At 44.9% G+C, this 26,263-nt stretch carries 24 protein-coding genes and 1 tRNA gene; 3 read left to right on the plus strand and 22 right to left on the minus strand.

Features of this window, described 5'->3' with window-relative positions; genetic code table 11:
* Window positions 1–89 precede the first annotated feature (89 nt).
* The 15 genes from ACQRBN_RS06215 to proC all read right to left on the minus strand — a co-directional run bounded on the left by ACQRBN_RS06215 (window position 90) and on the right by proC (window position 15,983).
* Window positions 90–1,031 (minus strand): GTP-binding protein, encoded by a 942-nt coding sequence (locus tag ACQRBN_RS06215; protein ID WP_427738118.1) that lies wholly within the window; start codon window positions 1,029–1,031, stop codon window positions 90–92.
* 53 nt (window positions 1,032–1,084) lie between these two features.
* Window positions 1,085–2,257 (minus strand): CobW family GTP-binding protein, encoded by a 1,173-nt coding sequence (locus ACQRBN_RS06220; protein ID WP_427738119.1) that lies wholly within the window; start codon window positions 2,255–2,257, stop codon window positions 1,085–1,087.
* A 296-nt stretch (window positions 2,258–2,553) separates the two neighbouring features.
* The gene (locus ACQRBN_RS06225; protein ID WP_427738120.1) at window positions 2,554–4,536 is read right to left on the minus strand and encodes a sodium-translocating pyrophosphatase; all 1,983 of its coding nucleotides are present in this window, start codon (window positions 4,534–4,536) and stop codon (window positions 2,554–2,556) included.
* 166 nt (window positions 4,537–4,702) lie between these two features.
* Window positions 4,703–5,464: an acyl-CoA dehydratase activase gene (locus ACQRBN_RS06230; protein WP_427738121.1), complete on the minus strand. Its 762-nt coding sequence runs from the start codon at window positions 5,462–5,464 to the stop codon at window positions 4,703–4,705.
* Between the two features lie 56 nt (window positions 5,465–5,520).
* The gene (locus ACQRBN_RS06235) at window positions 5,521–5,781 is read right to left on the minus strand and encodes a DUF3343 domain-containing protein (protein ID WP_427738123.1); all 261 of its coding nucleotides are present in this window, start codon (window positions 5,779–5,781) and stop codon (window positions 5,521–5,523) included.
* 31 nt (window positions 5,782–5,812) lie between these two features.
* Complete coding sequence (locus ACQRBN_RS06240; RefSeq protein ID WP_427738124.1) at window positions 5,813–7,087, minus strand: double-cubane-cluster-containing anaerobic reductase; 1,275 nt, start codon at window positions 7,085–7,087, stop codon at window positions 5,813–5,815.
* A 130-nt stretch (window positions 7,088–7,217) separates the two neighbouring features.
* The gene (locus ACQRBN_RS06245) at window positions 7,218–8,372 is read right to left on the minus strand and encodes an aminotransferase class V-fold PLP-dependent enzyme (protein ID WP_427738126.1); all 1,155 of its coding nucleotides are present in this window, start codon (window positions 8,370–8,372) and stop codon (window positions 7,218–7,220) included.
* Window positions 8,362–9,105 carry a tRNA pseudouridine(38-40) synthase TruA gene (gene truA, locus ACQRBN_RS06250; protein ID WP_427738128.1) on the minus strand — a complete coding sequence of 248 codons (744 nt, stop codon included), beginning with the start codon at window positions 9,103–9,105 and terminating at the stop codon, window positions 8,362–8,364. Before truA ends, ACQRBN_RS06245 begins: the two co-directional genes overlap by 11 nt.
* A 96-nt stretch (window positions 9,106–9,201) precedes the next feature.
* On the minus strand, window positions 9,202–10,026 hold the full coding sequence (locus ACQRBN_RS06255; RefSeq protein WP_427738129.1) for an energy-coupling factor transporter transmembrane component T family protein: 825 nt from the start codon (window positions 10,024–10,026) through the stop codon (window positions 9,202–9,204).
* Window positions 10,023–10,877, minus strand: coding sequence for an energy-coupling factor transporter ATPase (locus tag ACQRBN_RS06260; protein WP_427738130.1), 855 nt, complete (start codon window positions 10,875–10,877; stop codon window positions 10,023–10,025). Before ACQRBN_RS06260 ends, ACQRBN_RS06255 begins: the two co-directional genes overlap by 4 nt.
* Window positions 10,862–11,713 (minus strand): energy-coupling factor transporter ATPase, encoded by an 852-nt coding sequence (locus tag ACQRBN_RS06265; RefSeq protein ID WP_427738131.1) that lies wholly within the window; start codon window positions 11,711–11,713, stop codon window positions 10,862–10,864. Before ACQRBN_RS06265 ends, ACQRBN_RS06260 begins: the two co-directional genes overlap by 16 nt.
* Before the next feature lie 337 nt (window positions 11,714–12,050).
* The gene (locus tag ACQRBN_RS06270) at window positions 12,051–12,569 is read right to left on the minus strand and encodes a peptidylprolyl isomerase (RefSeq protein ID WP_427738132.1); all 519 of its coding nucleotides are present in this window, start codon (window positions 12,567–12,569) and stop codon (window positions 12,051–12,053) included.
* 85 nt (window positions 12,570–12,654) lie between these two features.
* Window positions 12,655–14,304 carry an aryl-sulfate sulfotransferase gene (locus tag ACQRBN_RS06275; RefSeq protein ID WP_427738133.1) on the minus strand — a complete coding sequence of 550 codons (1,650 nt, stop codon included), beginning with the start codon at window positions 14,302–14,304 and terminating at the stop codon, window positions 12,655–12,657.
* An 80-nt stretch (window positions 14,305–14,384) separates the two neighbouring features.
* Window positions 14,385–14,999: a hypothetical protein gene (locus tag ACQRBN_RS06280; RefSeq protein WP_427738134.1), complete on the minus strand. Its 615-nt coding sequence runs from the start codon at window positions 14,997–14,999 to the stop codon at window positions 14,385–14,387.
* A gap of 189 nt (window positions 15,000–15,188) precedes the next feature.
* The gene (proC, locus tag ACQRBN_RS06285; protein WP_427738135.1) at window positions 15,189–15,983 is read right to left on the minus strand and encodes a pyrroline-5-carboxylate reductase; all 795 of its coding nucleotides are present in this window, start codon (window positions 15,981–15,983) and stop codon (window positions 15,189–15,191) included.
* Window positions 15,984–16,223: 240 nt separating this feature from the next.
* On the opposite strand from proC, the gene ACQRBN_RS06290 reads away from it, so the two are divergent.
* Entirely contained in the window at window positions 16,224–16,868 is a 645-nt protein-coding gene (locus tag ACQRBN_RS06290) for a GntR family transcriptional regulator (RefSeq protein WP_427738137.1), read from the plus strand.
* On the opposite strand, the gene ACQRBN_RS06295 is transcribed toward ACQRBN_RS06290, so the two are convergent.
* From ACQRBN_RS06295 to ACQRBN_RS06320, 6 genes are all read right to left on the minus strand, one after another.
* Window positions 16,865–17,554, minus strand: a complete 690-nt coding sequence (locus tag ACQRBN_RS06295) for an anaerobic ribonucleoside-triphosphate reductase activating protein (RefSeq protein WP_427738139.1) — start codon at window positions 17,552–17,554, stop codon at window positions 16,865–16,867. The genes ACQRBN_RS06290 and ACQRBN_RS06295 overlap by 4 nt on opposite strands.
* Before the next feature lie 26 nt (window positions 17,555–17,580).
* Window positions 17,581–18,168, minus strand: coding sequence for a TetR/AcrR family transcriptional regulator (locus tag ACQRBN_RS06300; RefSeq protein ID WP_427738140.1), 588 nt, complete (start codon window positions 18,166–18,168; stop codon window positions 17,581–17,583).
* 113 nt (window positions 18,169–18,281) lie between these two features.
* On the minus strand, window positions 18,282–18,551 hold the full coding sequence (locus ACQRBN_RS06305) for an acylphosphatase (protein ID WP_427738141.1): 270 nt from the start codon (window positions 18,549–18,551) through the stop codon (window positions 18,282–18,284).
* Between the two features lie 52 nt (window positions 18,552–18,603).
* Window positions 18,604–19,536, minus strand: a complete 933-nt coding sequence (locus tag ACQRBN_RS06310; RefSeq protein WP_427738142.1) for a DUF1848 domain-containing protein — start codon at window positions 19,534–19,536, stop codon at window positions 18,604–18,606.
* A gap of 79 nt (window positions 19,537–19,615) precedes the next feature.
* The gene (locus tag ACQRBN_RS06315) at window positions 19,616–20,155 is read right to left on the minus strand and encodes an HD domain-containing protein (protein WP_427738143.1); all 540 of its coding nucleotides are present in this window, start codon (window positions 20,153–20,155) and stop codon (window positions 19,616–19,618) included.
* A gap of 15 nt (window positions 20,156–20,170) precedes the next feature.
* The gene (locus tag ACQRBN_RS06320; protein ID WP_427738144.1) at window positions 20,171–24,034 is read right to left on the minus strand and encodes an efflux RND transporter permease subunit; all 3,864 of its coding nucleotides are present in this window, start codon (window positions 24,032–24,034) and stop codon (window positions 20,171–20,173) included.
* Between the two features lie 182 nt (window positions 24,035–24,216).
* On the opposite strand from ACQRBN_RS06320, the gene ymfI reads away from it, so the two are divergent.
* Complete coding sequence (ymfI, locus tag ACQRBN_RS06325) at window positions 24,217–24,951, plus strand: elongation factor P 5-aminopentanone reductase (RefSeq protein WP_427738145.1); 735 nt, start codon at window positions 24,217–24,219, stop codon at window positions 24,949–24,951.
* Between the two features lie 120 nt (window positions 24,952–25,071).
* Here the strand turns inward: ymfI and ACQRBN_RS06330 are convergent.
* Window positions 25,072–25,145, minus strand: a tRNA-Arg gene (locus ACQRBN_RS06330).
* Between the two features lie 217 nt (window positions 25,146–25,362).
* On the opposite strand from ACQRBN_RS06330, the gene ACQRBN_RS06335 reads away from it, so the two are divergent.
* Window positions 25,363–26,241: a pyridoxamine kinase gene (locus tag ACQRBN_RS06335; protein ID WP_427738146.1), complete on the plus strand. Its 879-nt coding sequence runs from the start codon at window positions 25,363–25,365 to the stop codon at window positions 26,239–26,241.
* Window positions 26,242–26,263: the final 22 nt, after the last annotated feature.

The raw sequence follows: 26,263 nt of genomic DNA on the forward strand, positions 1-26,263 counted from the left end.
TATAGTCCACGCTACCTTAAAAGTCTAGTGATTCTTGTCTATATTTTTGTTCCTTTTTCTGTACAAACCGAGTATACTCTGTCCTGAAATCATCCAAGATACACGACTTCTTCTTCCGGTTTCTTAGCCGGCTCCATGCTAATCAGATGCAGCACCGGCTGCTTATTGCCAAATGAAGTCACCGACTCATATTCGAATCTTGCCCGCAGCCTGATCCATTCTCCCTTCTTGATATCCATCTTCTGTTCCATCTTACATGGATATCCATAGAATCTCGTATCAGCCGCACAACAGGTCATAATCTTTCGTACCGGCACAAACATATTCTCTTTCATTCCTCTTGGCCGGAATGTCTGCGCCACAAACTCAATCTCTTTGTGAAGATATAACTCCGGATGGTCATATGCATCTACATACCAGATTCCAAAATCCATATCTTCTACCACGATTTTGTCTCCCTTAACATCATAAGGCAGATCTTCTTCAGACGGTTCAATAATCTTCCCGTCCAAGCCTTCGAATATCAACTGTGCCATCGGATTCTGAACCTTCAGCGCACGTCTGAATCCTGAACGGTCTACCCCTTCCGGGCAACGGTTTACGACGATCAATTCTGATTCCGTCAACTGTTCCATCAGCATATTGCGCATATTCATAAGATACATATCCAAAGTCGTACCGTCAACCGTAGAGTATACTCCCTGCAGTTCCCAATTCCGAGGATATTTGATTGCTAATAATTCTTCCAGTTTCCACATACCGTTGTATTCAATCACCACCTGCATCGGATGATAATTCTTTTCACAGTTCTTAAAAAATGTTGAATTCAACTGCTCAAATTCGTCAATCTTAAGAAGAACCATCTCTTTTTCGTCCAGATATTCCTTCGGATATTCTTCCTCTCCCTCTTCGCAAAGAATCAGAAGCGTCAGCCCCGGCTCTATCCATTCTTGTTCCATCAACGTCTCTTTTACCAGAGTTGTCTTCCCGCTATCTAAAAAGCCTGTACACACAAATACTGGCGTCACCATACAATCACCTTCATTCTAATCTACATTATTATTCCACTCATCTTCCCGCAATCTTATATGTGAAATAACTTCAAAAGTTCTTCTTCCTTCAGATCTGTTCCAATCACACACAGACGCCCGGTATAATCAGCCTGGCCGACTCTCACCTCATACTCTTCCGGAACAAAATCAAACTGCTTCCATGTACCGTCCGCCATAGGGATGATTCCCTTGGAGCGGAGAATCGTTCCATATGCTTCCGTCTCGGACAATGCTTTCAATATGAAATCCAATTCCTCTTCCGTGTACTTATGAGCCGTCTCTTTTCCCCAACTTGTAAATACTTCATCTGCGTGATGATGGTGGTGGTCATGACCGCAGCAACCGTCATGGTGATGCTCATGATGGTGATGCTCATGCTCGCAGCACTCGTCGTGATGATGCTCATGGTGATGCTCATGTTCGCAGCACTCATCGTGGTGGTGCTCATGTTCGTGGTGATGCTCATGCTCGCAGCACTCGTCGTGATGATGCTCATGGTGATGCTCATGCTCGCAGCACTCGCCGTGATGATGCTCGTGATGATGCTCATGCTCGCAGCACTCATCGTGATGTTCATGATGATGCGCCTCCAGCAGTTCCTCTATCTCTGCTCCCTGCTTCAAAGCACGTCCGATGGCTTCCGCACTCAACTGTTCCCATGGTGTAGAGATAATGGCAGCATCAGTATTCTCTTCCCGCAGCATGTGGATACACTCCTCAATCTTCTCATCCGTCATCATCTGTGTCCGGCTGACAACGATCGTAGACGCATGTTTCACCTGATCCTCGAAGAATTCTCCGAAATTCTTAAGATATAACTTCGCTTTCTTTCCATCAACCACTGTAATTCTTCCATCAATCTCAATGTCTGCATCCTTCTTCACATCTTCAATCGCTTTTACAATATCTGACAGTTTACCGACACCAGATGGCTCAATGATGACACGGTCCGGGTGGTATTCCTCTAATACTTTCTGAAGTGCCTTGCTAAAATCTCCTACCAAAGTACAGCAGATACAGCCGGAATTCATCTCTGTAATCTCGATTCCTGCATCTTTCAGGAAACCTCCGTCAATTCCAATCTCTCCGAATTCATTTTCAATCAGGACCAATTTCTCACCTGCGAATACTTTGTCAATCAACTGTTTAATGAATGTAGTCTTTCCGGCTCCTAAAAAACCTGAAATAATGTCAACTTTTGTCATGTAAATGCCTCTTTTCTATCTCAATTTTATTCTTATAAAATATGTTCCGTCACATATATTACCACAAAGTTTTACGGGTTGCCAGTTTTATAGTTAAAAAACGGGCAGGGGACGCGGTTCTGCGAGGAGATATCCCCCACGCAAACGGGGCATATCTCCTCGCAGAACTGCTGTTTACTGGCAATGTGTAACTATATAACGGCAGTATTCCCGGTTTTCGCTGGAAAATACTGCCGTGTTTATCTAATATTAATTTCTTATAATTCCGCCGATATAACCCAACTGTAACAATAGATTTACAGCAATCCGCCAACCGATAAGAAAAGTGGGGCGAATACCAGGGATACGATGGTCATTAACTTGATCAGAATGTTGATGGATGGACCTGAGGTGTCTTTAAATGGATCTCCTACGGTGTCACCTACGACGGCGGCTTTATAGGCTTCGCTTCCTTTGCCTCCATGGGAGCCGTCTTCGATGAATTTCTTCGCGTTATCCCATGCTCCGCCGGAGTTGGACATGAAGATTGCCAGCATAACGCCTGTTACAAGTGCGCCTGCAAGGAGTCCGCCTAAGGCTGCCGGTCCCAGGAGAAGCCCTACCGCCAGCGGGGCAAGTACTGCCATAATGCCTGGGATTAACATCTCTTTTAAAGCTGCTGTGGTCGAGATTGCAACGCAGGATTTATAATCTGGCTTCTCTGTTCCCTGCATGATGCCAGGCATGACCCTAAACTGCCGCCTTACTTCTTCAATCATCTTGTACGCCGCTTTTGATACCGACTCCATGGTCATAGCCGAGAACAAGAACGGAAGCATGCCTCCGATGAACAATCCGATAATGACACGGCTGTCCAGAAGATCTATGCTTTTCATCTGTACCGCTTCCGCATAGGATACGAATAATGCAAGGGCTGTCAGTGCTGCCGAGCCGATGGCAAATCCCTTTCCCATTGCCGCTGTCGTATTGCCAACTGCGTCTAATTTGTCCGTAATTTTACGAACCTCAGGCTCAAGTCCTGACATCTCTGCGATACCGCCTGCATTGTCCGCAATCGGTCCATATGCATCTACCGCTACCGTAATCGCAGTCGTAGACAGCATCCCCACCGCTGCCAGTGCGATTCCGTAGAGCCCACAGAACTGATACGCCACGAAGATTCCCACGCAGATCAAAAGGATCGGAACAGCAGTAGACTTCATTCCTACTGCCAGACCACTAATAACGGTCGTTGCGGTTCCCGTCTCTGACTGTTCTGCGATTACTTTTACTGATTTGTAATCGCCAGACGTATAGATCTCTGTAATAATTCCGATCAATAAGCCGACCAAAAGCCCCGCCACAATAGAAATCGCCGCATTCAGATTGCCGAAGAGACATTTGCTGAATACGAATGCCACAACCAGCACGATTGCACTGGCTACATAAGATCCCATCTTAAGCGCCTTATGCGGATTGGAATTCTCATCGCCCCTTACAAAGAAAGTCCCAAGAATCGAAGCAACTAATCCAAGTCCCGCAATCATCAATGGATAGATGGCACCTTCTACTTTATAGTATACGATTCCAAGTGTCAGTGCTGAGATCAGCGCACCGACATAAGATTCGAACAGGTCTGCACCCATACCTGCCACATCACCTACATTGTCTCCCACATTATCTGCAATTACCGCCGGATTACGCGGGTCATCCTCCGGAATTCCTGCTTCTACCTTGCCTACCAGATCAGCGCCTACGTCGGCAGCCTTCGTATAGATACCGCCGCCAACACGGGCAAAAAGCGCGATAGACGATGCCCCAAGACTGAAGCCTGACAGCACATCTACATTCTTCGTAACGATGTAGATTGCACTCACTCCAAGAACGCCAAGTCCCGCCACGCACATTCCCATAACCGCTCCGCCGGAAAATGCGATAGAAAGTGCCCGGTTCATTCCGCTTTCTCTTGCAGCATTGGCAGTTCTTACATTCGCCTTTGTAGCCACACTCATTCCAAAATATCCCGCGAGTGTAGAGAATAAAGCACCCACTACAAAACAAACTGCTGTCACCCAGTTACCGATTCCCACTCCGATCAATACAAACAGCACAACTACAAAAAAGATCAATATCTTGTATTCTGCTGTCAGGAATGCCTGGGCACCTTCACTAATAGAAGCTGCAATCTCTCTCATTCTTTCGGTTCCTGCATCCTGCCTGTTCACTCTCGCCGCCAACACTCCCGCGAACAACAGTGCAACAATCCCCAGCACAGGAACAATGTTCAATAACATTTCCATATCTAAACCTCCCTCAGATTTATTGTACCCTTATATTATCATAAAATTTAAAATTGTATATAGTTTTTTGCGATATTTTATCTTTTGTTTTATTTTTATCAAACTATTTTGAAGAATTTTTTGCAATTTTCAGTCACATAAAATAGTCAAAAAAGAGAAGTCAATCCTATCTTGACTTCTCTTTTGCTAATAAAGCCGCGCCCAATGCACCGGCATATCTTCCATGTTCTGTCGGTTCTACAGTCTGACCGATCTTCTCTGATAAAATCTGTGTAAAATATTGGCTATGACTCAATCCTCCTGTCAGAATCACCTTATTCGGAAGGCTCTTCCTCTGGCTTAACTGTGCCACCTTCGCCGCCACAGAATCCACAACTCCCGCTGCAATATCTTCTCGTTTTCTTCCTTCGCCTATGTAATTGATGACCTCCGATTCAGCGAATACCGTGCACAACGAACTGATCGGGATGACGGTTCCGGCTGCTGCCATATCGAATAATTCCTGCAAAGTAACACCTAGACGATTTGCCATAATCTCCAGGAATTTGCCCGTTCCTGCCGAACATTTATCATTCATAAGGAAATCCTGTACCATGCCATGCTCTACCAGAATCACCTTCGTATCCTGACCGCCCACATCGATAATCGCACAGTCATTCCCTGCCATCTCTCTTCCGCCTCTTGCGTGGCAGGTAATCTCAGTGATCACATAATCAGCAAAATCCACTGCGATACGACCATATCCTGTCGCTACAACCTTCGTGTCGTCAGACAGGACATCAATACCTTCTTCTTTCAGTTTTTCTTTAATTGTCTGAGTTGTCTCTTTACTGCTCCATCCGGTCGGAAGAACAAACTGGATATCCTTCACGCCTCTGGCAACTACTTTGGATGCTGTTGAGCCAATGTCAATTCCTACATAATTCACGTTTCTCTACCTCATTTATCCATATTTCTTCTAAACGATATCTTGTAATATCAGTTTTAGCAATACCGATCCCTCTTCGGGTTAATATCCCTCTCAATGGCTGCAATCTTCAGAATCTCAATCCCATGCTCATCAATACATGCCTGGATAGTATCAATATCTTTCTCTTCTATTAAGAGTGAGATTCCACAGCACTTGCTTGCGGCTCTGGGGGTGGGGGCTATGGTTGCCCGAACCCCCAGTTTCTTCAATTCTTTGTAAAGCCGCATGCCATTATCATGATTGGGAAATAATACATAATGCTGGATTTTTGGCATATGCATACTTCCTTTTCTAATATTTTACGAATTAATTGTTCAGCATTTCAATAAATGCACTGACTCTTGTACGAAGCTGCTGTGCATCGCTGTCTGTATAATCTGTCTCGATTCCAAGCACCGGAATTCCTGCTTCTTTCAGCGCACGCTCTACCAGGTATCCTTCAGTATCATACAGGTTACAGAACTTCAGATTCACATCGATAATACCGTCAACCTTGTACTCTTTTGCAAGGCGTAAGATGTCATCGATTCTTCCCTCATTCGGAGTGAAGCATGCACAGTTGATATTCATATATCTCTCTGCAAGAGCCGTAATCTGCTCCTCTACCGTTGTCTTGGTCTCATCTACCAGATTTTCAAAATAACGTGTTCCTGTACACATCTCTTCACAGACAACCGCACCGCCGCTTGTCTCTACAATGTTATGTAACTTCCAGTTCGGAATTGCAAGCGGAGTTCCTGTCAGCATAATACGCTTGGTTCCAGCCGGCACTACGCTAACACCATCTTTGATGCGCTGCTCAAGTTCATCACACAGAGCATTGGTCATCTGTGTAAATCTTCCCGGATCGTCATAGAATGCAATCTGAGAGATTAACAGAGCGTCACATCCGCTGATCGGAAGCGTGTCATTCTTACGTGTTTCATACAGTCTCTCTAACGCTTTTCTCTTTCCATTGATCAGTTTGATACTCTCAGCAAGTTTCTCAGCAGTAACACTGTTGCCAGTGAATTCTTCTACTACATTCTTGAATTCCGCAATCTCTTCTGCCCATGCTTTGATATCTTTTGCACGTTTCATCTGCGGAAGATCCATCACATGAACCGGAACATCCTCACCTAAAATCTCCCATGCCTTCTTCTTGCCGTCACAGGTTGTCTCTCCAACGTACATATCTGCAATTCTGAAGAATGGACAGGTACGATCCAGTCTCGCGCCTACGGAAGCCTTAATCAATGGACAGGTATTCTTCGGAAGCACTTTCTCGCCACCTGGCACCCAGAACTGGGAGCCGCCGCACAGACCTGTCGCAATTGCATCTGCTGCAAATACGATCTCATCAGGTACATATACGCAGAAAGTTCCGAATACCTTGCCGCCTTTTTTCTGATGCTCAATCAGTTCTGCCGGACGGATTCCATGGATATCTGCTACAACCATATTGTAGTAGTCCATGCCCTCCGGACGATTTTCCTGAGACAGATAGACATCCCCAAATGCCTGTGGCAGAACGGCACATAATTGATCGTGCATCTCCACATCCATCCCCAAATCTTCCCACATTTTACGATAATCAGCCATAATATTTTCCTCCTTAGTATCATTTATCGTACTGATATTTTACTAAGTTTACCGTACCATGTTTGTAAAGCCTGGGCAATGGAAAAACCCATTGATTTTTATTATATTAAAATCGAATTATTTATGCTATCTATACTGATAATAATTCTCGGAATCCTTCCACACACCGGTCGATTTCCTCCATCGTGTTGGCAGCGCTGAACGCAAAACGTACCGTTCCCTGCGGATATGTTCCCAGCGTCTGATGCGCCAGCGGAGCACAATGAAGCCCTACTCTTGTCATGATTCCATACTCTTGTTCCAGTTCAAAAGCCATCATCGCATTGTCTGCATTTACAAAATCCAACGACACCACAGCCACACGATCTCCGACTTCTGTTTTTCCGGCGATACGGATACCAGGGAATTCCTTCACACGTTCCAGGAAGTAGCGGGTCAGTTCCATCTTCTTTGCATGGATCTTAGCAAGCCCAATCTCCTCTATATAAGAAAGGGCAGCATGTAATCCAATAATCCCCGGCAAATTCATCGTTCCGCTCTCATATTTATCCGGAAGGTCAAGAGGCATATCCAGAGAATCCGACTGGCTTCCCGTGCCTCCGGCAATATAAGGCTTCATCTGGCTGTTCAACTCCTCCGATATGAGAAATCCGCCAATCCCCTGAGGTCCAAGCAATCCTTTATGCCCGGTAAATGCCAGAAAGTCAATTCCATCATCCTGCATATTCACCTCAATCGTTCCGGCACTCTGCGCCGTGTCCACCACGAAGAAGATATGATGCCCGCGGCAGATCTCTCCAATCTCTCTAATCGGGAGAACCGTGCCACAGACGTTGGAGGCATGGAGCATGATGACCGCTTTCGTATTTTTCCTGATTGCCTTTTCTACATCTTCCGGATATACGGTTCCATCCTTCTGAGTTCTTACCACATCATAAGTCACACCACAGGCTTCCATCTGTCTGAGCGGACGCATCACCGCATTGTGCTCCAAACCTGATACAAGCACATGATCGCCAAATTGTAAGAATCCTTTTATAAAATAGTTCAGTGAATATGTAATTCCAGGTGTAAAGATCACGCATCTGGAATCTGCCGCATGGAAGAGTCTTGCAAGCTGCTCTCTGGTATCCAGCACGATTCCCTCCACTTCATATGCGCCTTCATAATTCCCCCGGTTAATATTAAAAGCACCATTGGTCAGAAGGTCCGACATCGCTCCGGCTACTCGCGGCGCTTTCGGCCAAGAGGTACTTCCGTTATCAAAATAAATCTTATTCTCCATAATGAATCTCCACCAATACCAATCCATTCGGCGGTGCTGTCACGCCCGCCTCCGTCCGTTCCTTTGCATCTAATATCTCTTTCACCCGCTCGGGAGTGTAAAAGCCTCGTCCCACGCGAATCAACGTTCCCGCGATGATCCGCACCATATTGTAGAGAAAGCCATTTCCCGTAATGCGGATCGTAATATCCGCCCCCTTCTGGTCAATCTGTATCTCATGTACCGTGCGCACCGTATCCTCCACGTTCGTACGCACATTGCAGAAACTGGCAAAATCATGTTCTCCCACAAGACAGGCCGCCCCCTGGCGCATCTTCTCTACATCCATGGGGAAAGAGACGAATGTACTGTACTTCCGTTTCAAGGGATTCGGAACCGAGGCATTATAGATATGGTATTCATAGGTCTTAATTACCTCATCCTGATAACGCGGATGCCAGGTCGCCGGCACTTCCTCAGACTTCACAATCACAATATCCTCCGGAAGTTTCTGATTCAGGGCATAAGCCATCCGCTCCGGCGGAATCTGCGACTCTGTGTCGAATACCGCTACATTCCCCAGAGCATGGACTCCGGAATCCGTACGGCTTGCGCCGATGACGCGGATATCCTCGCATGTCAACTTGTTTAGCGCCTTGTTAAGAACCTCTTCAATTGTAATTCCGTTGGGCTGAATCTGCCAGCCACAGTAATTCGTGCCATCATAGGCAACGACAATTTTCACTCTTTTCATACAATACCTCTTGGGGACAGGGGAAATTCAAAAAGGGACAGGGCTATTTCAATTGGGGACGGGGAAATTGAAAAAACCCCCGTCCCCAAATACAATTTAGAATACCCAGATATGCAGCGGCACGTATTTTCCAATAACCACCACCGCAATTACATATACAATTACAACAATATAAGCCATATGATCTCGTTTCTGGTAATGGAGCGGCTTCATCTTCGTCCTGCCCTCTCCTCCCCGGTAGCATCTTGCCTCCATCGCCATCGCCAGGTCATTGGCACGTCGGAAGGCTGATACGAACAAAGGCACAAGAATCGGAATCATGCTCTTGGCTTTCTGTATCATATTCCCGCTTTCTAAGTCTGCGCCGCGGGCAATCTGTGCTTTCATGATCTTATCTGTCTCTTCCAGAAGAATCGGGATAAAACGCAGTGCAATGGACATAATCATTGCAATCTCATGTACCGGCACATGAATCTTATTCAATGGACCCAGCAATTCTTCAATTCCATCCGTCAGTTCATTCGGCGTTGTGGTAAATGTCATCAGCGATGAACCGATAATCAGATAGATCAGCCTAATCGCCATGTACACCGCCGTTACCAGCCCGCCTTCTGTGATCGTGAATATCCATGCATGGAACAGCACATCCCCATCCCTTGTTAGGAACAGATTAAACAGCACCGTAATCATCAACAGCATGATGATCGGCTTCAATCCCCGCACAATATAAGCAAACGGCACTTTCGACATCCTGATAATTGCCATCAGGAATACAGTCGCCACCAGATATCCCGATATGCTTTTGAACAAAAATAAAGACACCAGATACAAAAGCGTAGACACCAGTTTCGTTCTGGGATCCAGCCTGTGCAGTATGCTTTTTGCAGGATAATATTGTCCTATAGTTATATCTCGAATCATTCTTTCTTCTCCAGTACCCGCATGATCTCATCTGCCGCCTCTTCCACCGTGGTCACACCAGTCTTCGCCGGCATCCCTCTCTTGGCAAGATCATGCATAATATAAGTAACCTGCGGAGCCGCAAGCCCCACCTTCTCCAGTTCCTGATAATGTTCAAATACTTTCTTCGGCGCATCATTATACATTACCGTTCCTTTATTCATAACAATAATGCGGTCCGCATATCTTGCAATATCCTCCATGCTATGAGACACCAGGATGACCGTCATGTCACTTTGCCTGTGAAGATACGCAATCTGATCCAGGATATCATCCCTTCCTTTCGGGTCAAGCCCCGCCGTCGGCTCGTCCAGCACCAACACCTTAGGTCGCATCGCCAGCACGCCGGCAATTGCCACTCGCCGCTTCTGTCCGCCGGACAGTTCGAACGGTGATGACTGATAATATTTCTCCTTAAGCCCTACTAACTGCAATGCCTCCAGCGCCCGCTGCTTACACTCTTCGGGACTAAGCCCCTGATTCTTCGGTCCAAAACACACATCCGTCATCACATCAATCTCGAACAACTGATGCTCCGGATACTGGAATACCAGACCAACCTGATTCCTCAGTTCCCGCATATGATATCCTTCTTCGTAAATATTCTCACCATTATAGTACAACGCGCCACTGGTCGCTTTAATCAGACCGTTCAAATGCTGGATCAGCGTTGATTTGCCAGACCCTGTATGTCCGATAATTCCCACAAACTCACCATGCGGAATCTCCAGGCAGATATCCTTAAGCGCCTTCTTCTCATATGCAGTCCCCTGGCTATATACATAATTCAGATGTTCTAATTTAATTGACATAGCACTTCCACCAACTCTTCTTTTCTTAAGATGCCATCCGGGATCTGAAGCCCTCTCTTCTTCAGTTCATGCGCCAGAATCGTCACCTGCGGCACATCCAGGCGGTAGTTCTTCAGTTCGTCCACCCTGGAAAATACTTCTCGCGGCGTCCCTTCCATCACTACACGTCCATGATCCATCACGTAGACTTTATCAGCATCTACAACTTCTTCCATATAATGAGTGATCAGAATCACAGTAACCTGCTTCTTCTCCCTTAACTTCTTCACCGTCTTCAGGACTTCTTTTCTTCCTACCGGATCTAACATCGCCGTAGGCTCATCCAGCACAATACACTTCGGTTCCATCGCCACAACTCCGGCAATCGCCACTCGCTGTTTCTGTCCGCCGGATAACTTATTCGGCGAATGATGGCGGTACTCAATCATTCCCACCGCCTTCAGGCTATCCTCCACACGCTGCCAGATCTCATCCGTTGGAACCCCCAGATTCTCAGGTCCGAATCCCACATCCTCTTCAACAACTGTTCCGATAATCTGATTGTCCGGATTCTGGAATACCATCCCCGCCGACTGGCGAACATTCCATAATTCCTCCGGATCACTGGTGTTCCTGCCATTCACCCACATCGTTCCTTCTGTCGGGACCAGGATTGCATTGATGTGCTTGGCAAGCGTAGACTTTCCCGAACCATTATGACCAAGGATAGCAATGAACTGCCCCTCCTTAACGTCAATATCCACCTCATCAATCGCGCGGGACATTCCGATGACATTGCCCTCTTCATCCCTCTTCTCATATTCATATACCAGTTTTTCTGTCTGAACCATATCCATGAGGTCTGCCTCCACCTAATCTTACGACACGCTTTCGCGCGTTTTTTATTCATTTTCTTCTATCATCTCTCAACACTTACCTATTGTACGTTATCCCATTCTTTTTTGCAAGGTGCAGTTTTACTCATATAACACATGCCAATCTCATTCCTGCTGCCGAAATCCACAGACCATCCTTACACCCACAGAATCTTACGCCGTCCGATCCCCCGGAGGATTTTGTATCATAGGGAACGAAGTTTCCTATGATACAAAAAATGTGCTGCCCTATAAGGCGCAGCACATCAATGTCAGTAACATTCCGGCAATCATATTCTGATACATCTTCCAGACAGGACTATGCTTTCTCCGGTTCCGGATAGTCCACTCCCTGCGTATCCACGGTAACCTTCTTCATCTTCTGCTCGTTCAGCGGTCTGTCACTATAATCTGTATCTGTCTCAGCAATCTTATTGACCACATCCATACCCTCGATAATCTTACCAAATGCAGCATATGCTCCGTTCAGATGCGGTGAATTCTTATGCATGATGAAGAACTGTGATCCTGCAGAATCCGGATGCATGGCTCTTGCCATAGACAAAACACCTTCTGTGTGCGCCAGATCATTCGCGAAGCCATTCTGTGCGAATTCTCCCTTGATGTTATATCCCGGACCGCCCATTCCCGTTCCGTTCGGACATCCGCCCTGAATCATAAATCCTCTGATGACACGGTGGAAGATCAGACCATCATAGTATCCATTCTTCACCAATGAGATAAAATTGTTAACCGTATTCGGCGCGATCTCCGGATACAGTTCTGCTTTCATAATGTCGCCATTCTCCATTTCAAATGTAACAATTGGATTTGCCATAGTGATTTCCTCTTTTCTATACTCTTATTATTCAAAACTGTGCTTATTATTGTAACGGATATTCCCCAATTCGTAAAGTAGCTATTTAGCCTTCTTCATCCTCAAAATAAAATCCGCCAAAATCATATTTATAGACACGATAGATACCGTTCTCCCCATCCGTCTTATAACTTGCAATCAATTTATGATCCTCGTCATACTCTCCGAAGATCCCCTGTGTTCCTGAACTGATCACTACATTGCCGCCAATCTCCTGTGCGCTTCCCGCATCTTCAGAATATGGCACTTCAAAAGAATCCACAAGGCTGAAAGTTCCCGCATTCTCATCTACAAGATATTTGTAATAATAGGAAATCGCTTCATCTTTCGCACTGATTCCTATATTGTTATTGAACATATACAGGTAATATTGTCCATCTTCCAGCGAATCGTCTTCTACATACGCAATACTATGCTGCCCTCCCTGACTGGTAAAATCTCCATCTTTGTTAAATACCAGGCTTTCGTATTCTGTATCTGCCCAGAATAACTTCTCCCCGATCATGTAGGAAATCACCGGAGCATCATAAATGTTGTCCACCTTTATAATAGAAGAGGTTTCTCCGGAACTTAAGAGCACCGATCCATTTCCAATCCATTGAATCGCATCGATATGCATCCAGTCCAACTCGCCTTTAGAATTCTTCTGGCATTCTGATTTATAACTTGCAAATAGATCGCCCAGATCCAGTACTTCCGTTACTTCGCCTGAATTCACATCCAGTTTGAGCACCACATCCTCTACGCTGTCCTGCTCCGTATCCGTCGCCAGTATCAGCATATTGCCATTCTCATCAAACACATAGTCATGATGCAGCCGATATCTGCCAAGATCGTAGATAGCCGTAACTTGTCCGATCCGGTTCACCTGCACCATCTTCGTCTCCGAGATACTGTAATACATAGAATCCTTATCGAATATCAAGCGATGGCTCTGATATCCAAGCAACGGAATCTCCCCTCGCAACACGCCTTCATTATCATAATAATACATGAAATCCAGCGGCTCGCTGCCATCGCCCATTACAACATACAGCCCCGCTTCTAATTCTTCAGCGTCTCCTTCCATCGTCCGCTCCAGGTCCACTTCCTCCGAACCCATGACGCTTCCCATCTCCATCACGATCTGCTTCGTATCCGTAGACCCATCTTTCCTTGTAAGAAAGAATGTAATCTGGTTCTCCATCTCCGGCACCAGCCCGACTATCTGGAATTCATGCTCCGTCTGGTAGTGCTGCTCCTGATATACGTTCCTGCCAAAATCACGGATTGACGAATCCTTAACATGAACCGTATATGCAACATTAACTGCATCCTCCGTGTTAAAATACACATATAGCGACAGACTATTCGTCCCGAACGGGTTACGCTCAATCAGCATATTATTAAATGTATATTCCGAAGAAGCCTTCTTCTTTTCCAATTCCTCTCTGATCTTCTCCTGTTCCTGGACATCATAGACTTCCTGAATCTGTTCCAGAGTCTCCTTCTGCTTCTTCGTCAATTCACTTGTCTTACGATCCGCTTCCACCTTACGATCCGACTGTACATCTGCCTTCTTGGAAGTTTCGACTGCTGCCTGTTTCTTTGTCTGACTCCCTTCCGCTTCGGCAGTCTTCCCCATACTGACAGTACCGAATACAGCAACTGCAACCGTCAGTACGATGCATCCTTGTATCATCTGTTTCCTATTCAATCCACAAACCTGCCTTCTACAAATATTTCCTTCTTTTTTACTATTTTAACAGGAAAATGTGTCCATTGCATGAAATTCTTTTAATTTAATGAATATATTATCATGCCTCCTTTTTCTTCATAGCCCGTATCCCATAATTCTTTTAGAGGCAATGCCGACTTCTCCCCATAGGTCGCCACGATAATCTTCATTCCTTCTTTCGTCTCTTCATATCCCACTACCAAAAACCAATGCCATATAAAATCCTTATACGCCTCTTCATTCTTATGCTTCAGCATCAGATACGGTACCGGCATCCCTGCGTCAATCTGACTTTTTATCATGCAGGCGCTTTCTTCATATGAACGCGAACCCACGAAGCCTTTTATTTTAAGAGGTATACCTTTTCCTGCATTAACATCCTCCATGTATTTTCGAAGTCCTTCCATATACCACTCCAGTTTCTTAACTCCGCCTACTCTTGGGCGTATATAAGGCTTCATAATCTGACTGAATTTCTTATAATCATCTTTATTCAGATTACAGATATCATAGGGATACAGTTTCTCCATTCCCATATATTTTGCAAAATAGATACAACTGTCACATGCCGTCGCAGCGCCACATCCTCCGATATACATAACAACATTCGTAAACCACTCCTGATTGCCTCCAAATGCATCATCTATTGTAAAATAATCCAAGATTTTCTCCATGTCTTTACCCGCTCCTTTTTTTCCAGTTCTCTCTTCTTATAATTACGGGGTGCTTGAATGAGTATACATTATTTTCACAAAACTGGCAAATCATTCTAGTTATTTTGCAAAAACGACAAAAGCATCCTGGTAATTAGCCGGGATGCTTTTGCCGTTCGAGGTACTTAATATAAACAAACCTATTACTGATTATAAACTACTTGATATCTCTTCGCACACTTTCATTGCTTCAATAATCGCACTTCTAAAGCCACGTTCTTCTAACTCGCGAACCGCTCCGATTGTCGTTCCTGCCGGGGAACATACCATATCCTTCAATTCACCCGGATGCTTTCCGGTATCTAATACCATCTTCGCACTTCCAAGCACTGCCTGTGCGGCAAACTGATAAGCCTGTGCTCTTGGCATTCCACCGGATACTGCCGCATCTGCCATAGCCTCGATCAATATGAATACATAGGCCGGTGAACTTCCGCTGACCGCAACAACTACATCCATCAGACGCTCTGGCACGATCTCTACACGGCCGAAACTCTCTAACAGCGTGCGCACATACGCAATCTCTTCTTCTGTCATATGCTCATTCGGGCATGCTGCTGTCATACCCTCTCCTACCATTGCAGGCGTATTCGGCATAGTACGGACAATCTTTACATCCTTACCGAACTGCTCAGCCAGCCAGGAGAGTGTCTTGCCTGGTGCAATTGTGATTACAATCTGGTTCTCTTTTATAACATCTCTGATCTCGCAGATAACACTCTCATAAAACTGAGGTTTTACAGATAAAATGAGAACTTCCGCTTGTTCCACTACTTCTTTATTACTATCAGTCACATGAATACCGAACTGTTCTTTCACGCGCTCTCTTCCAGGTGCGAACAGGTCTGCTCCGATAATCTCTTCTGCCGGGATCACCTGATTCTTTATAATACCACCCATGATTGCAGATGCCATATTGCCTGTACCGATAAATCCTAATTTCATCTCTGATTACCTTCCTTTCACACATATCCAACATGTTTTTGTATACATTTTTATGATTTGTATACAATTTATTTTCTGTTATGACTATAGCACGTATATGTAGGAAAGTCAATATCTATTTTAAGTTTCTTATCTTGAGTTTTCGTCCAAAATACGTTATAATTTGTATACATTTTAGCGGAACGTATACATTATCCCAGGTTATATTTCATTATCAGCAAGAAAGGACGGATCTATGCTATGGCTGAAAAGAACGTATCCCTTGCCGATCAGGCATACGAACAGATAAAACATAATATCTTGAATCTGACTTATCCTCCTGGCATGCCGCTTACCGAAGCCATGCTCACCAAAGAACTGGGGATGAGCCGAAGCCCGGTACGTACAGCGATCCAGACATTACAGGCAGAGGGTCTCATCGTATCAGACTATTATAAATCCATGACAGTAAAAGAGATTACGGACAAAGACATCAACGAGATCTATCAATTGCGCGAACTGCTGGAAGGAGCCGCATTCAAACTCATCTTCACTTCCGGTCAGAATGAAGAGTATTCTTATCGTATTGAAGAAAAGGTTGTACGCATGTGTGCAGCTGCCGGTGACTTATTTGAATGGGAGGTTGCCGATACAGCCATGCATATGGAGATCATCAGCATATTTGGAAATAACAGAATTAATCGGATCTATGAGAATAATCTGTCTGAATTGATCCGTATTGGTCAATATTCTATTAAAAACGGTATGCGGATTCCAAGGACGAATGAGAACCTAAAAAAGATGGTACAGTATATGCGCAAGGGGAATTATGAGAAAGCATTTGAGATTCTCAAGGCGGATCATTTTGGCATCGGCAAAAATAGCGCATTAAAAGGGCGAGATTAACCTCGTAATCTCGCCTCCGGTATATATCTCTGCACAATCTCAAGTGCCTGTTCCATAATGCTGTCATTATAGCGGTGAAGTCCGCTTCGTATCAGATCATCAGAATTCACAAATGGTTGGAGGTAATAGCGTCTGGCACCTCTAAGCCATCTTCCTATGGATTCAAAATCCGATCTCTGGTGGAACTCCAGCACAACCGTTGTATTAAACTCATAATCCACTTCGCCTTTTAACAGATACCCAACGCTTCGATGGACGTTTTCCACATTATACCCATCAATTCCCACCGTTTTTCCATAACTTTCCTGAGAATTCTTGATATCCATTGCCACGTAGTCAACCAACCCTGCCGAAACTATTTTCCTTAATTTATCCGGAAAACTGCCGTTAGTCTCTAATCGAATCTGATATCCCATCTCTTTAACGCGGTTTAGGAATTCTTCAACTCCATGCTGAATCAAAGGCTCACCGCCAGTCAGGCATACGCCATCCAGTATCCCCTGGCGTCTTTTTAAGAAATCATAGACATCCTCCGGAGGGATCTCCTTATTCTTATATGTATCGATTACCAGCGAAGCATTATAGCAGTAAGGGCATCGGAAATTACACCCGGCTGTATATATTGTGCATGCTGTCTTTCCTGGATAATCCAATAACGAAAACTTCTTCAGGCCTTGTATCATCATACCATCAGCCTCCCGCATCCGCTCATCTATGCCTTAAAATGCTCCATCATATACGGCATGCATTCTTTGCTATACTCTCCCAACGAGTAACTCCCCTTATTCAGGCACCAGTCTGATACCAGAGCCCGCTCACACATCGCGTAGTATCTGGTCACGTCGCTAACCGCAATATCATCACGTATCTGGCCACGCTTCTGTCCTTCTTCCACAATCCTAGTAATCAACTTGTAATAATTACGATTCTGGTCTAAAAGATGACTCTGCCTCTCAGCAACAAGCTGAGTCGAATATAATGAAGCCAGCAGATCCATACTGATCTTCTCCTCTATCATCGTATGCATCTCATAGTTCAGATATAATAATTTGAAGAAACTATTCATCTCCGAATCCATCTTCGAATCTAATTCCTCATAATACTCATCCAAGATCAGCGACAATGTATCCAAAAGTTCATCTTTCGTATTGAAATAATAATAGAAAGAACCCTTTGATGTATCCGACAACTCAATAATGTCATCCACCGTCGTACCATTATAGCCCTTCTCATAGAACAACTGCCATGCTGCTGATACGATTCTGCTCTTTACACTCTTTTTTCCTACTTCTCTTCCCATGTCAACTCTCCGCCGTTCCTTTTGGGGACGGGGGTTTTTTCAATTTCCCCCGTCCCCAATTAAATTTGCCGTGTCCCTTTTTGATTTTCCCCTGTCCCCAATATATTAACACATCATCGTACATAAAAACAACTTTCCTGTATGACAGGAATCTCTTCACTGTCAATCCAGTCAATCGTTATGAACATATTGCGATTCAGACCTTCCATCAATTTATGAATCATCGGCTCACGCCCCTGCACTTCCATAAGTACTGTGCCGTCATATTCATTCCTGGCCCAGCCAGTCAGTCCTAATGACTGTGCCAGACACTTGGCTGTATACCGAAATCCAACCCCTTGCACTCTTCCGTAAAAGGTCATTCGTTTTCGTATCTCTGCCATAACATCACCATTTCTTTGTTATATTTCCTCACAACTGAAAAACCCGTCTCCGCTAAAACATCGGCAGATCAAACAGCGAGATCTGGTTATCTCTGCTCGACTTCACCTCGCGGTCCGTAATCACTTCGTCCCCCTTCAGATGCCCAATCAGCAAAGACGAAGTCGGGTCATGCTGCTGATGCTTCTTCTTCGCACTTTCCAGACTGCCAGTCGCATAACAATACTTGCATCCATTGATGCAGGTATCGTACATCCCAATATCTATACTCTCTACACAGCCGCATTCCCGCCGCTGTCCCGCATCCTTCTTAAGGTCCAGTTTATACCCAATCAGCCGGTGTATCTTCTCCTTATCAATACACGTACAATGCTCGATTCCATACCGGCTAAGGTCAATCTTCTCAGCACAGGTATAAAGCGGCAGGCGATACCTTCCGGCAATCTTCGAAAATCCTTCCGCCAATTCCAGCATCTCCTCATTCTCCAGTTCCAGATAAGGGCTTCCCTTATAAGAATCCACAAAACTAAGAATACACCTGGTAGTAGCACCATGAAGCCAGTCACACATCATCTCGAACTGCTCCAGATGATAAGGAATCGAATACTTCTTCGTCAGAAGGATCGGATCAAACCGCCAATCCATCCGTTCCTTCCCCAGCTGCTCGCTCATAAGCAGAAAAGTAGCCATAGATTCAGCAGTAGATGGAAGATTCTCCTCCATCTCTTCTTCATAATCCGTGATCGTCATCTGAAAATAATATTCATATTCCATACGGTCAATCTCTTTTAAATATGGCAGAATCGGCTCCGGGTTCTTCGTCCAGAACGCAATACAGTCAACCACATCCGGGCTTAACCGGATACGGCTTACTTTCTTACGGTTATAAGGGTTCGGCACCAGCACCTCCCCCGCTCTTAGGCGATTCACAAACCATTCCGGATATAACGCCGGGATATCCGTCCTTCTGCTTGCACTGATAATCATATGTCCACTCCTGACCTTCTTCTATTCATAATAATATACCGAAAGAAAAAAGGAGTCAAGCCAGCAGGGAAGCAGTGAACTACGTTTCAAAATTCTTCTGGATCAGCCGGCAATACTCTTCATAAGCATCTATTCCTGTAAAATCCGGCTCCAAAACATCCCGAATTCCTTTATAATACCATCCAATCGTATTCTTATCCTTCATTCGAAAACGATTCCACAGTTCTTCGCCATATACCGGATAATCTCTGTCGATATCCCGCATATTCGAAAGTTTGTCTGCCAGTCCTACCATCTTTACTTCCCTCGGAGCATTACGCAGATGTTCAATGGTACTTCTCTTTCTGTCCATCCATGACAGAGACTTGTCCTCGCTTTCCTGTGCCACAATCCATGCCACACGCTCAGAGAATTCCTGCGCCAGCACCCTCTGGGTCACTCCTTCACAATCTTCAATCGTATCATGAAGCAATGCCGCGCTGATTACCTCCTCGTCTTTCGTCATGCCGGACACAATATCCCCAACTTCTACCGGATGAACAATGTAAGGACGTTTCGTCCCCTTACGGAACTGCCCTTCATGCGCCTTGGTTGCGAATTCAGCTGCCTTATTAATCATACATGTACCTCTCCATTATTCCTGATCTGATTCTCCATCTGATTCCTGATTAAGGTCCAATTCTAATAAAATCATATCTTCTTCCATTCCTTTACGGCTTCCCGATCTCTTCCTGTGGAACAAGTCAAATATACAAGGAACAACTACCAAAGTCAAGATAGTTCCATAAATCAAGCCGCCAATTGTTACAATTGCCATCGGCTGTACCATATCTGCTCCCATACCGAGTCCCAAAGCCATCGTTGACAGGCCAAGAATCGTTGTAAGAGCCGTCATGATAATTGGGCGAAGCCTCGTCTTTCCCGCTTCAACCAGCGCCTCTTTTTGTTCCATTCCTCCCACAATTAACTGATTCGAATAATCAATAAATACAATACCATTATTTACGATAATACCCGACAGCATAACGAATCCAATCATAGCGATTACGCTTACAGGCATTCCCGCAATCCATAATGCCAGAAGTCCTCCGGTAAATGCAAGCGGCACGGTGAACATTACAATAAATGGTGATAACAGTGACTGGAACTGCGCTACCATAATCAGATACATGAACACAAGCGCAAGCGCAAGCATCTTGAACAATTCTATCATCGCTTCGTTAATCGTCTCATCCTCACCGGTCATCTCCACTTCATAACCTTCCGGCGTATTATAAGAAGCCAACGCCTTCTTCACCCGGTTACTAACCAGACCGATATTATCTCCATCCTTAATCTCTGCGGCAACAGACATATATCGGCTCTGATCCTTGCGGCTAATCGCCTGAAGACCGGACGCATCCTCAAAAGATGCAATATCTGACAGTTTCACATCTTCCGTCGTACCATCTTGTTTCTTTGCTGTGATAGTCATATTCCGGATATCATCACGGGTCATGCTTTCGTTAGCATCATCCAGCACATAGACATCATATTCGTGTGTATCCGTTGACAAGGTCGTCGCTGTCTGCGCCTTCGAGAGTTTGCCATATAATTCCTGATATACCTGTGCAACCGTAAGACCATGCTGCGTTGCCTTTGCCTTATCTACCACAACTCGGAGTTCTTCTTTATTATCCTCTGTTCCATCCGTAACATTCTGAGTACCTTTGGTATCCTCCAGAATCTTCTTAATATCCTTTGCAATCTCCTGCAGTTTATCCAGATCCTTCCCTTTAATCTGGACGTTGATTCCCGCACTTCCCAGTGCGCTCATGTCCATATTGGACATGTTGACCGTAAGTTCCCCATCAATTCCTTTGGTAACTTTTTCAATCTCTTTCTTTAACTCATCATTCGTCATAGACGGTTTTTCTTTTGTCGTTGCATAGAAGGAAACGCTGTTCACATCCGTCTGTTCTCCCATCATACTTGTAGAAGATACCAGTCCTCCGATATCCTCGATATCTTTAAGCGCTCCAACTTCCTCCATCACTTCATCTGCCACTTTGGCCGTATCACTAAGACTGGTTCCCTTCTCCGTCTCCAACGTCATGCTAATCTGAGTACTCTCCATCTCCGGCATGAACTGCGTTCCTCTTGACAATTCTATCGCAATACTTGCCACAAATAACAGCAGCGCTCCCAGTAATACAAATATTTTCCGGTCTAATGCTTTTCGGATAACCTTACCATACCACTCTTTAATCCGGACAAATACTTTAGATTCCTTGAATTCATTCTTCTTAAGCAACCCGGAAGATATCATCGGAACTAGTGTCAATGCCACAATCAGACTTGCCAGCAATGAATATGCAATCGTCAATCCCATATCCACGAAAAGTTGTCTGGTAATTCCAGATGTGAATACAATCGGAAGAAATACACAGACCGTGGTCAGCGTAGATGCCGCAATCGCTCCCGCCACCTGTCTTGCGCCTTCAATCGCCGCTTCTTTCGCAGATGCGCCTTCTTCATTCCGCATACGGTAGATATTCTCGATCACCACAATAGAGTTATCCACCAGCATACCTACACCAAGCGCCAGACCTGACAAAGATATAATATTCAACGTCACGCCAGAGAAATACATCGCAACCAGCGCAGTCATAATACTGATTGGAATCGAACATGCTATAACAAATGTAGGTCTGATACTCTTAAGGAATACCAGAAGAATGATGATCGCCAGTATCGCCCCATAGATCAGATTCTCCAATACGGAATTCACAATCAAGTCAATATAGACTCCCTGATCCATAAGAGTAACCGTATCCACTCCGTCAATCTCTTTTTTCACCTGCTCCAGACGCTCCAGCACACGGTCACTTACGTCACCGGTTGAGTATCCGGTCTGCTTCTGCACCACGAGAATCACTCCGGAATTGCCATTGATCTTAGCATAATTCTCATCAGAATCATTCACCAATTCCACACTTGCCACATCCGACAACTTAATCGGATCTATGCCTTCCATATCAACCAGCACCAGATCTTTGATATCTTCAATACTTTTGAACTTATCTCCGACACGTACCAGATAATCAATCCCCTCTTCGTTCACATAACCGGCAGGCATGCTGAAGTTCTGGGCCGCAAGAATCGTCTTAACCATATCGGTCGTAAAAAGACTGTTCATATCAGAACTTGCGGCCGCCTCATCCATTGCCGCTTCCATCTGCGCCTCCTGCATCTGGATAGCCGCTTCTCCCGCTGCAAGCTGCGCAGTTCCTTCGCCAATGCCGACCGCTGCCTCCAACTGGGTAGAAGCCAATTGTCCTCTTGCCTCGGCTAAAGTCATGGCTCCGTCATTCACCTGATGCTGCAAAGATTCCAATTGACTCTTACCTGCATCTATCTGTGACTGTCCTTCTTTTATCTTCGCTTCCTGCGCCTCTAACTGCTGAATCGCAGCAGTCAACGCTGTACGCGCAGTCTCATATCCGGCAATCGTAACCTTCACTTGTGCCAACTGCGCCTCCAGTTCTACCCTTTCTTCATTCGACAGTTCCGGATTCTCCAGCGCACTTTCAATCTGACTTTGGCTTGCCTGTGCCGTCTCCATTTCTAAATCCAGTTTAACCAGTCTGGCTTGTGCTGCTGTCTTCGCTGTCTGTATCGGCGCCAAAGTCTGCTGAACCTGCGCTTCTGCCATATTCAGTTCCGCCATCTTCTCCGTGATCTCTAATTGTGCCTGCTTAATCTCTTCGCTCTTCATAGAGATCTGCGCTTCCGCCTGCGCAAGCCCGGAAGATGCCTGCGCCTTTCCGGCTTTCAGCGCCAACTTGCCGCTTTCTACCTGTGCTTTCGCCTCATCCAGTGCACCTTTGGCATCGTTTACCTTCTGCTCTAACTCCGCTTTAATCTCATCATTTAATTCTGTAACCTTCTGTTCATTTACCGTAATCTCAACGGTTTCCTCTATGTTACCCGCAGTCGTTACAGAAGCCACGCCTTCTACACTCTCCACTTCCGGAACAACTTGTTCTTCGATCAACTTGCTGGCACCAACCGCTTCTTCACCCTCTGCGCTCACTGCTGCTACCAACACCGGCATCATATCCGGATTCAATTTCATAATAATCGGATTCGATACGGTATCCGGCCAATATCCCTGGATCTGATCCAGGCTTTCACGCATCTCTATCGTAACCGAATCCATATTAGCCGTCTGGTCGAATTCCAGAATCACCGTAGATACATTCTCGTTCGATACGGACTGCACCGTCTTGATGTTGCTGACTGTAGCCATAGTCTGCTCCACCGGCTTAGTCACAACCTCTTCTACTTCTTCCGGGCTTGCCCCTATGTACGTAGTCATCACAAGCGCGTATGGAAGGTTCATACTTGGCAGCAGGTCAACCGTCATATTGCCAAATGATACCACCCCCAGAATAATGATCAAAACAACTCCCACAACCACTGTATAGGGCTTCTTCACACTGAATTTTGATAGCATCTGATGTCCTCTTTCCCTTCTTTTTACGTCTTTACACTTTCTTGTCTATATGAACATTCAATCATGTAAATCATATCACTTGAGGCTTTAATTGGCAATGATTCCAGTATATAATAATGATGTAAAAAAGTTGATTTAATAGATAATTTATAAACATTTTCTAAATAAGATTGGAGTCGATTATGAAGAAGAAAACAGTCCTAATTACAGGTGCTTCCAGAGGTATCGGAAGAAGCTGCGCCCTCTTATTCGCACAGAAAGGCTATCATGTATTCCTAAACTGCCGCAGTTCTCTTACTGAATTAGAGGAAGTGAGACAAACCATAGAGGTTCAGCACGAAGGTACTTGCGAGATCATTGCAGGCGACGTTGGGAACGCAGATGATGTTGCCAGAATCTTCGCTTCTATCTTCCGCACCTGCAATCACCTGGATGTCCTGATCAATAATGCCGGAATCTCTCATATCGGATTACTAATGGACATGAGCAATGAAGAATGGAACCAAATACTTCAGACAAACCTTTCGTCTGTCTTCTACTGCTGCCGCGCAGCGATACCCTCTATGATATCCAGAAAATCCGGTAGGATTATTAATATATCTTCTATGTGGGGAACTTCAGGTGCATCTTGTGAGGCAGCATATTCTGCCACCAAAGCGGGCATGAACGGATTGACCAAGGCACTTGCCAAAGAACTGGCACCAAGTAATATTCCGGTGAATGCTGTGGCTTGCGGGGTGATTGATACGATTATGAACCAGCAATTATCCGAAGAAGAAAGAAAAGCATTAGAATATGATATTCCAGCCGGAAGATATGGAAAGCCGGAAGAGATTGCCAAAATAGTGTGGGATATTGCAAATGCACCAGAATACATGACCGGTCAGATCATCGGTGTGGATGGCGGATATCTGTAAGAAGATATCTGCCGGAAATCACGAAAAAGGATGTGATCCTCCAGGAAGATTTTATATCACAGGAAATGAAAGTCCCCAAGTTGTAAAAAAACCTTGCAAACAACTTGCAAGGTTTTCCAGCGTGGGCGAGAGGATTCGAACCCCCGACCTTTTGGTCCGTAGCCAAACGCTCTATCCAGCTGAGCTACGCCCACACAACTATGAATCATCTTCACAGCAGAATTAATTATATCCTAGTTATCCCATTCTGTCAACAATTTTTTCAATTTTTTTCTACTCTTTTCCCCACCCCAAACTGGCTTGTCCATTTGTTTGATATCTGGACTTTTTAAAGATTCCACTTTGGTGATAATATACAGTACATGAATATCATGTAATTTTCATTATTAATTTAAAGGACAGGTAAACTTTATGACCAAGAAAATAGCAGTAATCAATGACTTATCAGGATTTGGACGATGTTCCTTAACTGCGGCAATCTCTGTACTCTCCGTTATGGGCGTACAGGCATGCCCTCTTCCCACCGCAATATTGACTGCACAGACAGAATATCCCAGTTACTACCTCGATGATTATACGGATAAGATGGAGCATTATCGCCTGGAATGGGAGAAGATGGGACAACATTTTGATGGTATTTATACTGGCTATGTGGCAAGCGAAACTCAGATTCGCCAGATTTTTCGTTTTATTGATACTTTTAACAAGCCGGATACCTTCCTTTTAGTCGATCCTGTTATGGGAGATAATGGTCATACTTATGATATGTATACACCTTCTCTCCTGGAGCAGATGCAGCTGCTGGCAAAACAAGCTGACATTATTACCCCCAATCTTACGGAATTATGCCTGTTAACAGGCGAAGACTATCAGCATCTAACAACGATCCAGGATACCCGAAAGTTAATGAACATGGTCCGGATCCTTGGAGAAGATTTTTGCATAGATGGTCCACGAGATATCATTGTTACCGGAATCCATTTTCAAGATGATGACGGCAATGAACAGATGGGGAATCTGCACATTAATAAGGAGAGTTCCTCTCTCTTTTCTTTCCCATATATCGGCAGACACTATTCCGGAACCGGAGACTTGTTCGCTTCGTGCATAGCCGCCGGAATTGCAAGGGGAGATTCCATCCCTGCACTTATTAAGATGGCGGGAGAATTCTTGGAACTTGCGCTGATTGATTCCGTTAAAGAAGGTGTCCCATGCAATGACGGAACGAATTATGAACAATATCTTTCTCTTCTGCTTCCTGATACAGACAAAAGAGGAACCAACATATAAAAAGGTTCCTCTTTTTGCCATT

The sequence above is a fragment of the Bariatricus sp. SGI.154 genome (assembly GCF_050313795.1).
GTDB lineage: Bacteria > Bacillota > Clostridia > Lachnospirales > Lachnospiraceae > CAMBRQ01.

Bases quoted from the DNA above. Each gene is read 5' to 3' on its own strand.
- ACQRBN_RS06215 (WP_427738118.1), bottom strand. From the start codon at position 1,031: ATGGTGACGCCAGTATTTGTGTGTACAGGCTTTTTAGATAGCGGGAAG.
- ACQRBN_RS06220 (WP_427738119.1), bottom strand. From the start codon at position 2,257: ATGACAAAAGTTGACATTATTTCAGGTTTTTTAGGAGCCGGAAAGACT.
- ACQRBN_RS06225 (WP_427738120.1), bottom strand. From the start codon at position 4,536: ATGGAAATGTTATTGAACATTGTTCCTGTGCTGGGGATTGTTGCACTG.
- ACQRBN_RS06235 (WP_427738123.1), bottom strand. From the start codon at position 5,781: ATGCCAAAAATCCAGCATTATGTATTATTTCCCAATCATGATAATGGC.
- ACQRBN_RS06240 (WP_427738124.1), bottom strand. From the start codon at position 7,087: ATGGCTGATTATCGTAAAATGTGGGAAGATTTGGGGATGGATGTGGAG.
- ACQRBN_RS06245 (WP_427738126.1), bottom strand. From the start codon at position 8,372: ATGGAGAATAAGATTTATTTTGATAACGGAAGTACCTCTTGGCCGAAA.
- truA (WP_427738128.1), bottom strand. From the start codon at position 9,105: ATGAAAAGAGTGAAAATTGTCGTTGCCTATGATGGCACGAATTACTGT.
- ACQRBN_RS06255 (WP_427738129.1), bottom strand. From the start codon at position 10,026: ATGATTCGAGATATAACTATAGGACAATATTATCCTGCAAAAAGCATA.
- ACQRBN_RS06260 (WP_427738130.1), bottom strand. From the start codon at position 10,877: ATGTCAATTAAATTAGAACATCTGAATTATGTATATAGCCAGGGGACT.
- ACQRBN_RS06265 (WP_427738131.1), bottom strand. From the start codon at position 11,713: ATGGATATGGTTCAGACAGAAAAACTGGTATATGAATATGAGAAGAGG.
- ACQRBN_RS06270 (WP_427738132.1), bottom strand. From the start codon at position 12,569: ATGGCAAATCCAATTGTTACATTTGAAATGGAGAATGGCGACATTATG.
- ACQRBN_RS06280 (WP_427738134.1), bottom strand. From the start codon at position 14,999: ATGGAGAAAATCTTGGATTATTTTACAATAGATGATGCATTTGGAGGC.
- proC (WP_427738135.1), bottom strand. From the start codon at position 15,983: ATGAAATTAGGATTTATCGGTACAGGCAATATGGCATCTGCAATCATG.
- ACQRBN_RS06290 (WP_427738137.1), top strand. From the start codon at position 16,224: ATGGCTGAAAAGAACGTATCCCTTGCCGATCAGGCATACGAACAGATA.
- ACQRBN_RS06295 (WP_427738139.1), bottom strand. From the start codon at position 17,554: ATGATGATACAAGGCCTGAAGAAGTTTTCGTTATTGGATTATCCAGGA.
- ACQRBN_RS06300 (WP_427738140.1), bottom strand. From the start codon at position 18,168: ATGGGAAGAGAAGTAGGAAAAAAGAGTGTAAAGAGCAGAATCGTATCA.
- ACQRBN_RS06305 (WP_427738141.1), bottom strand. From the start codon at position 18,551: ATGGCAGAGATACGAAAACGAATGACCTTTTACGGAAGAGTGCAAGGG.
- ACQRBN_RS06310 (WP_427738142.1), bottom strand. From the start codon at position 19,536: ATGATTATCAGTGCAAGCAGAAGGACGGATATCCCGGCGTTATATCCG.
- ACQRBN_RS06315 (WP_427738143.1), bottom strand. From the start codon at position 20,155: ATGATTAATAAGGCAGCTGAATTCGCAACCAAGGCGCATGAAGGGCAG.
- ACQRBN_RS06320 (WP_427738144.1), bottom strand. From the start codon at position 24,034: ATGCTATCAAAATTCAGTGTGAAGAAGCCCTATACAGTGGTTGTGGGA.
- ymfI (WP_427738145.1), top strand. From the start codon at position 24,217: ATGAAGAAGAAAACAGTCCTAATTACAGGTGCTTCCAGAGGTATCGGA.
- ACQRBN_RS06335 (WP_427738146.1), top strand. From the start codon at position 25,363: ATGACCAAGAAAATAGCAGTAATCAATGACTTATCAGGATTTGGACGA.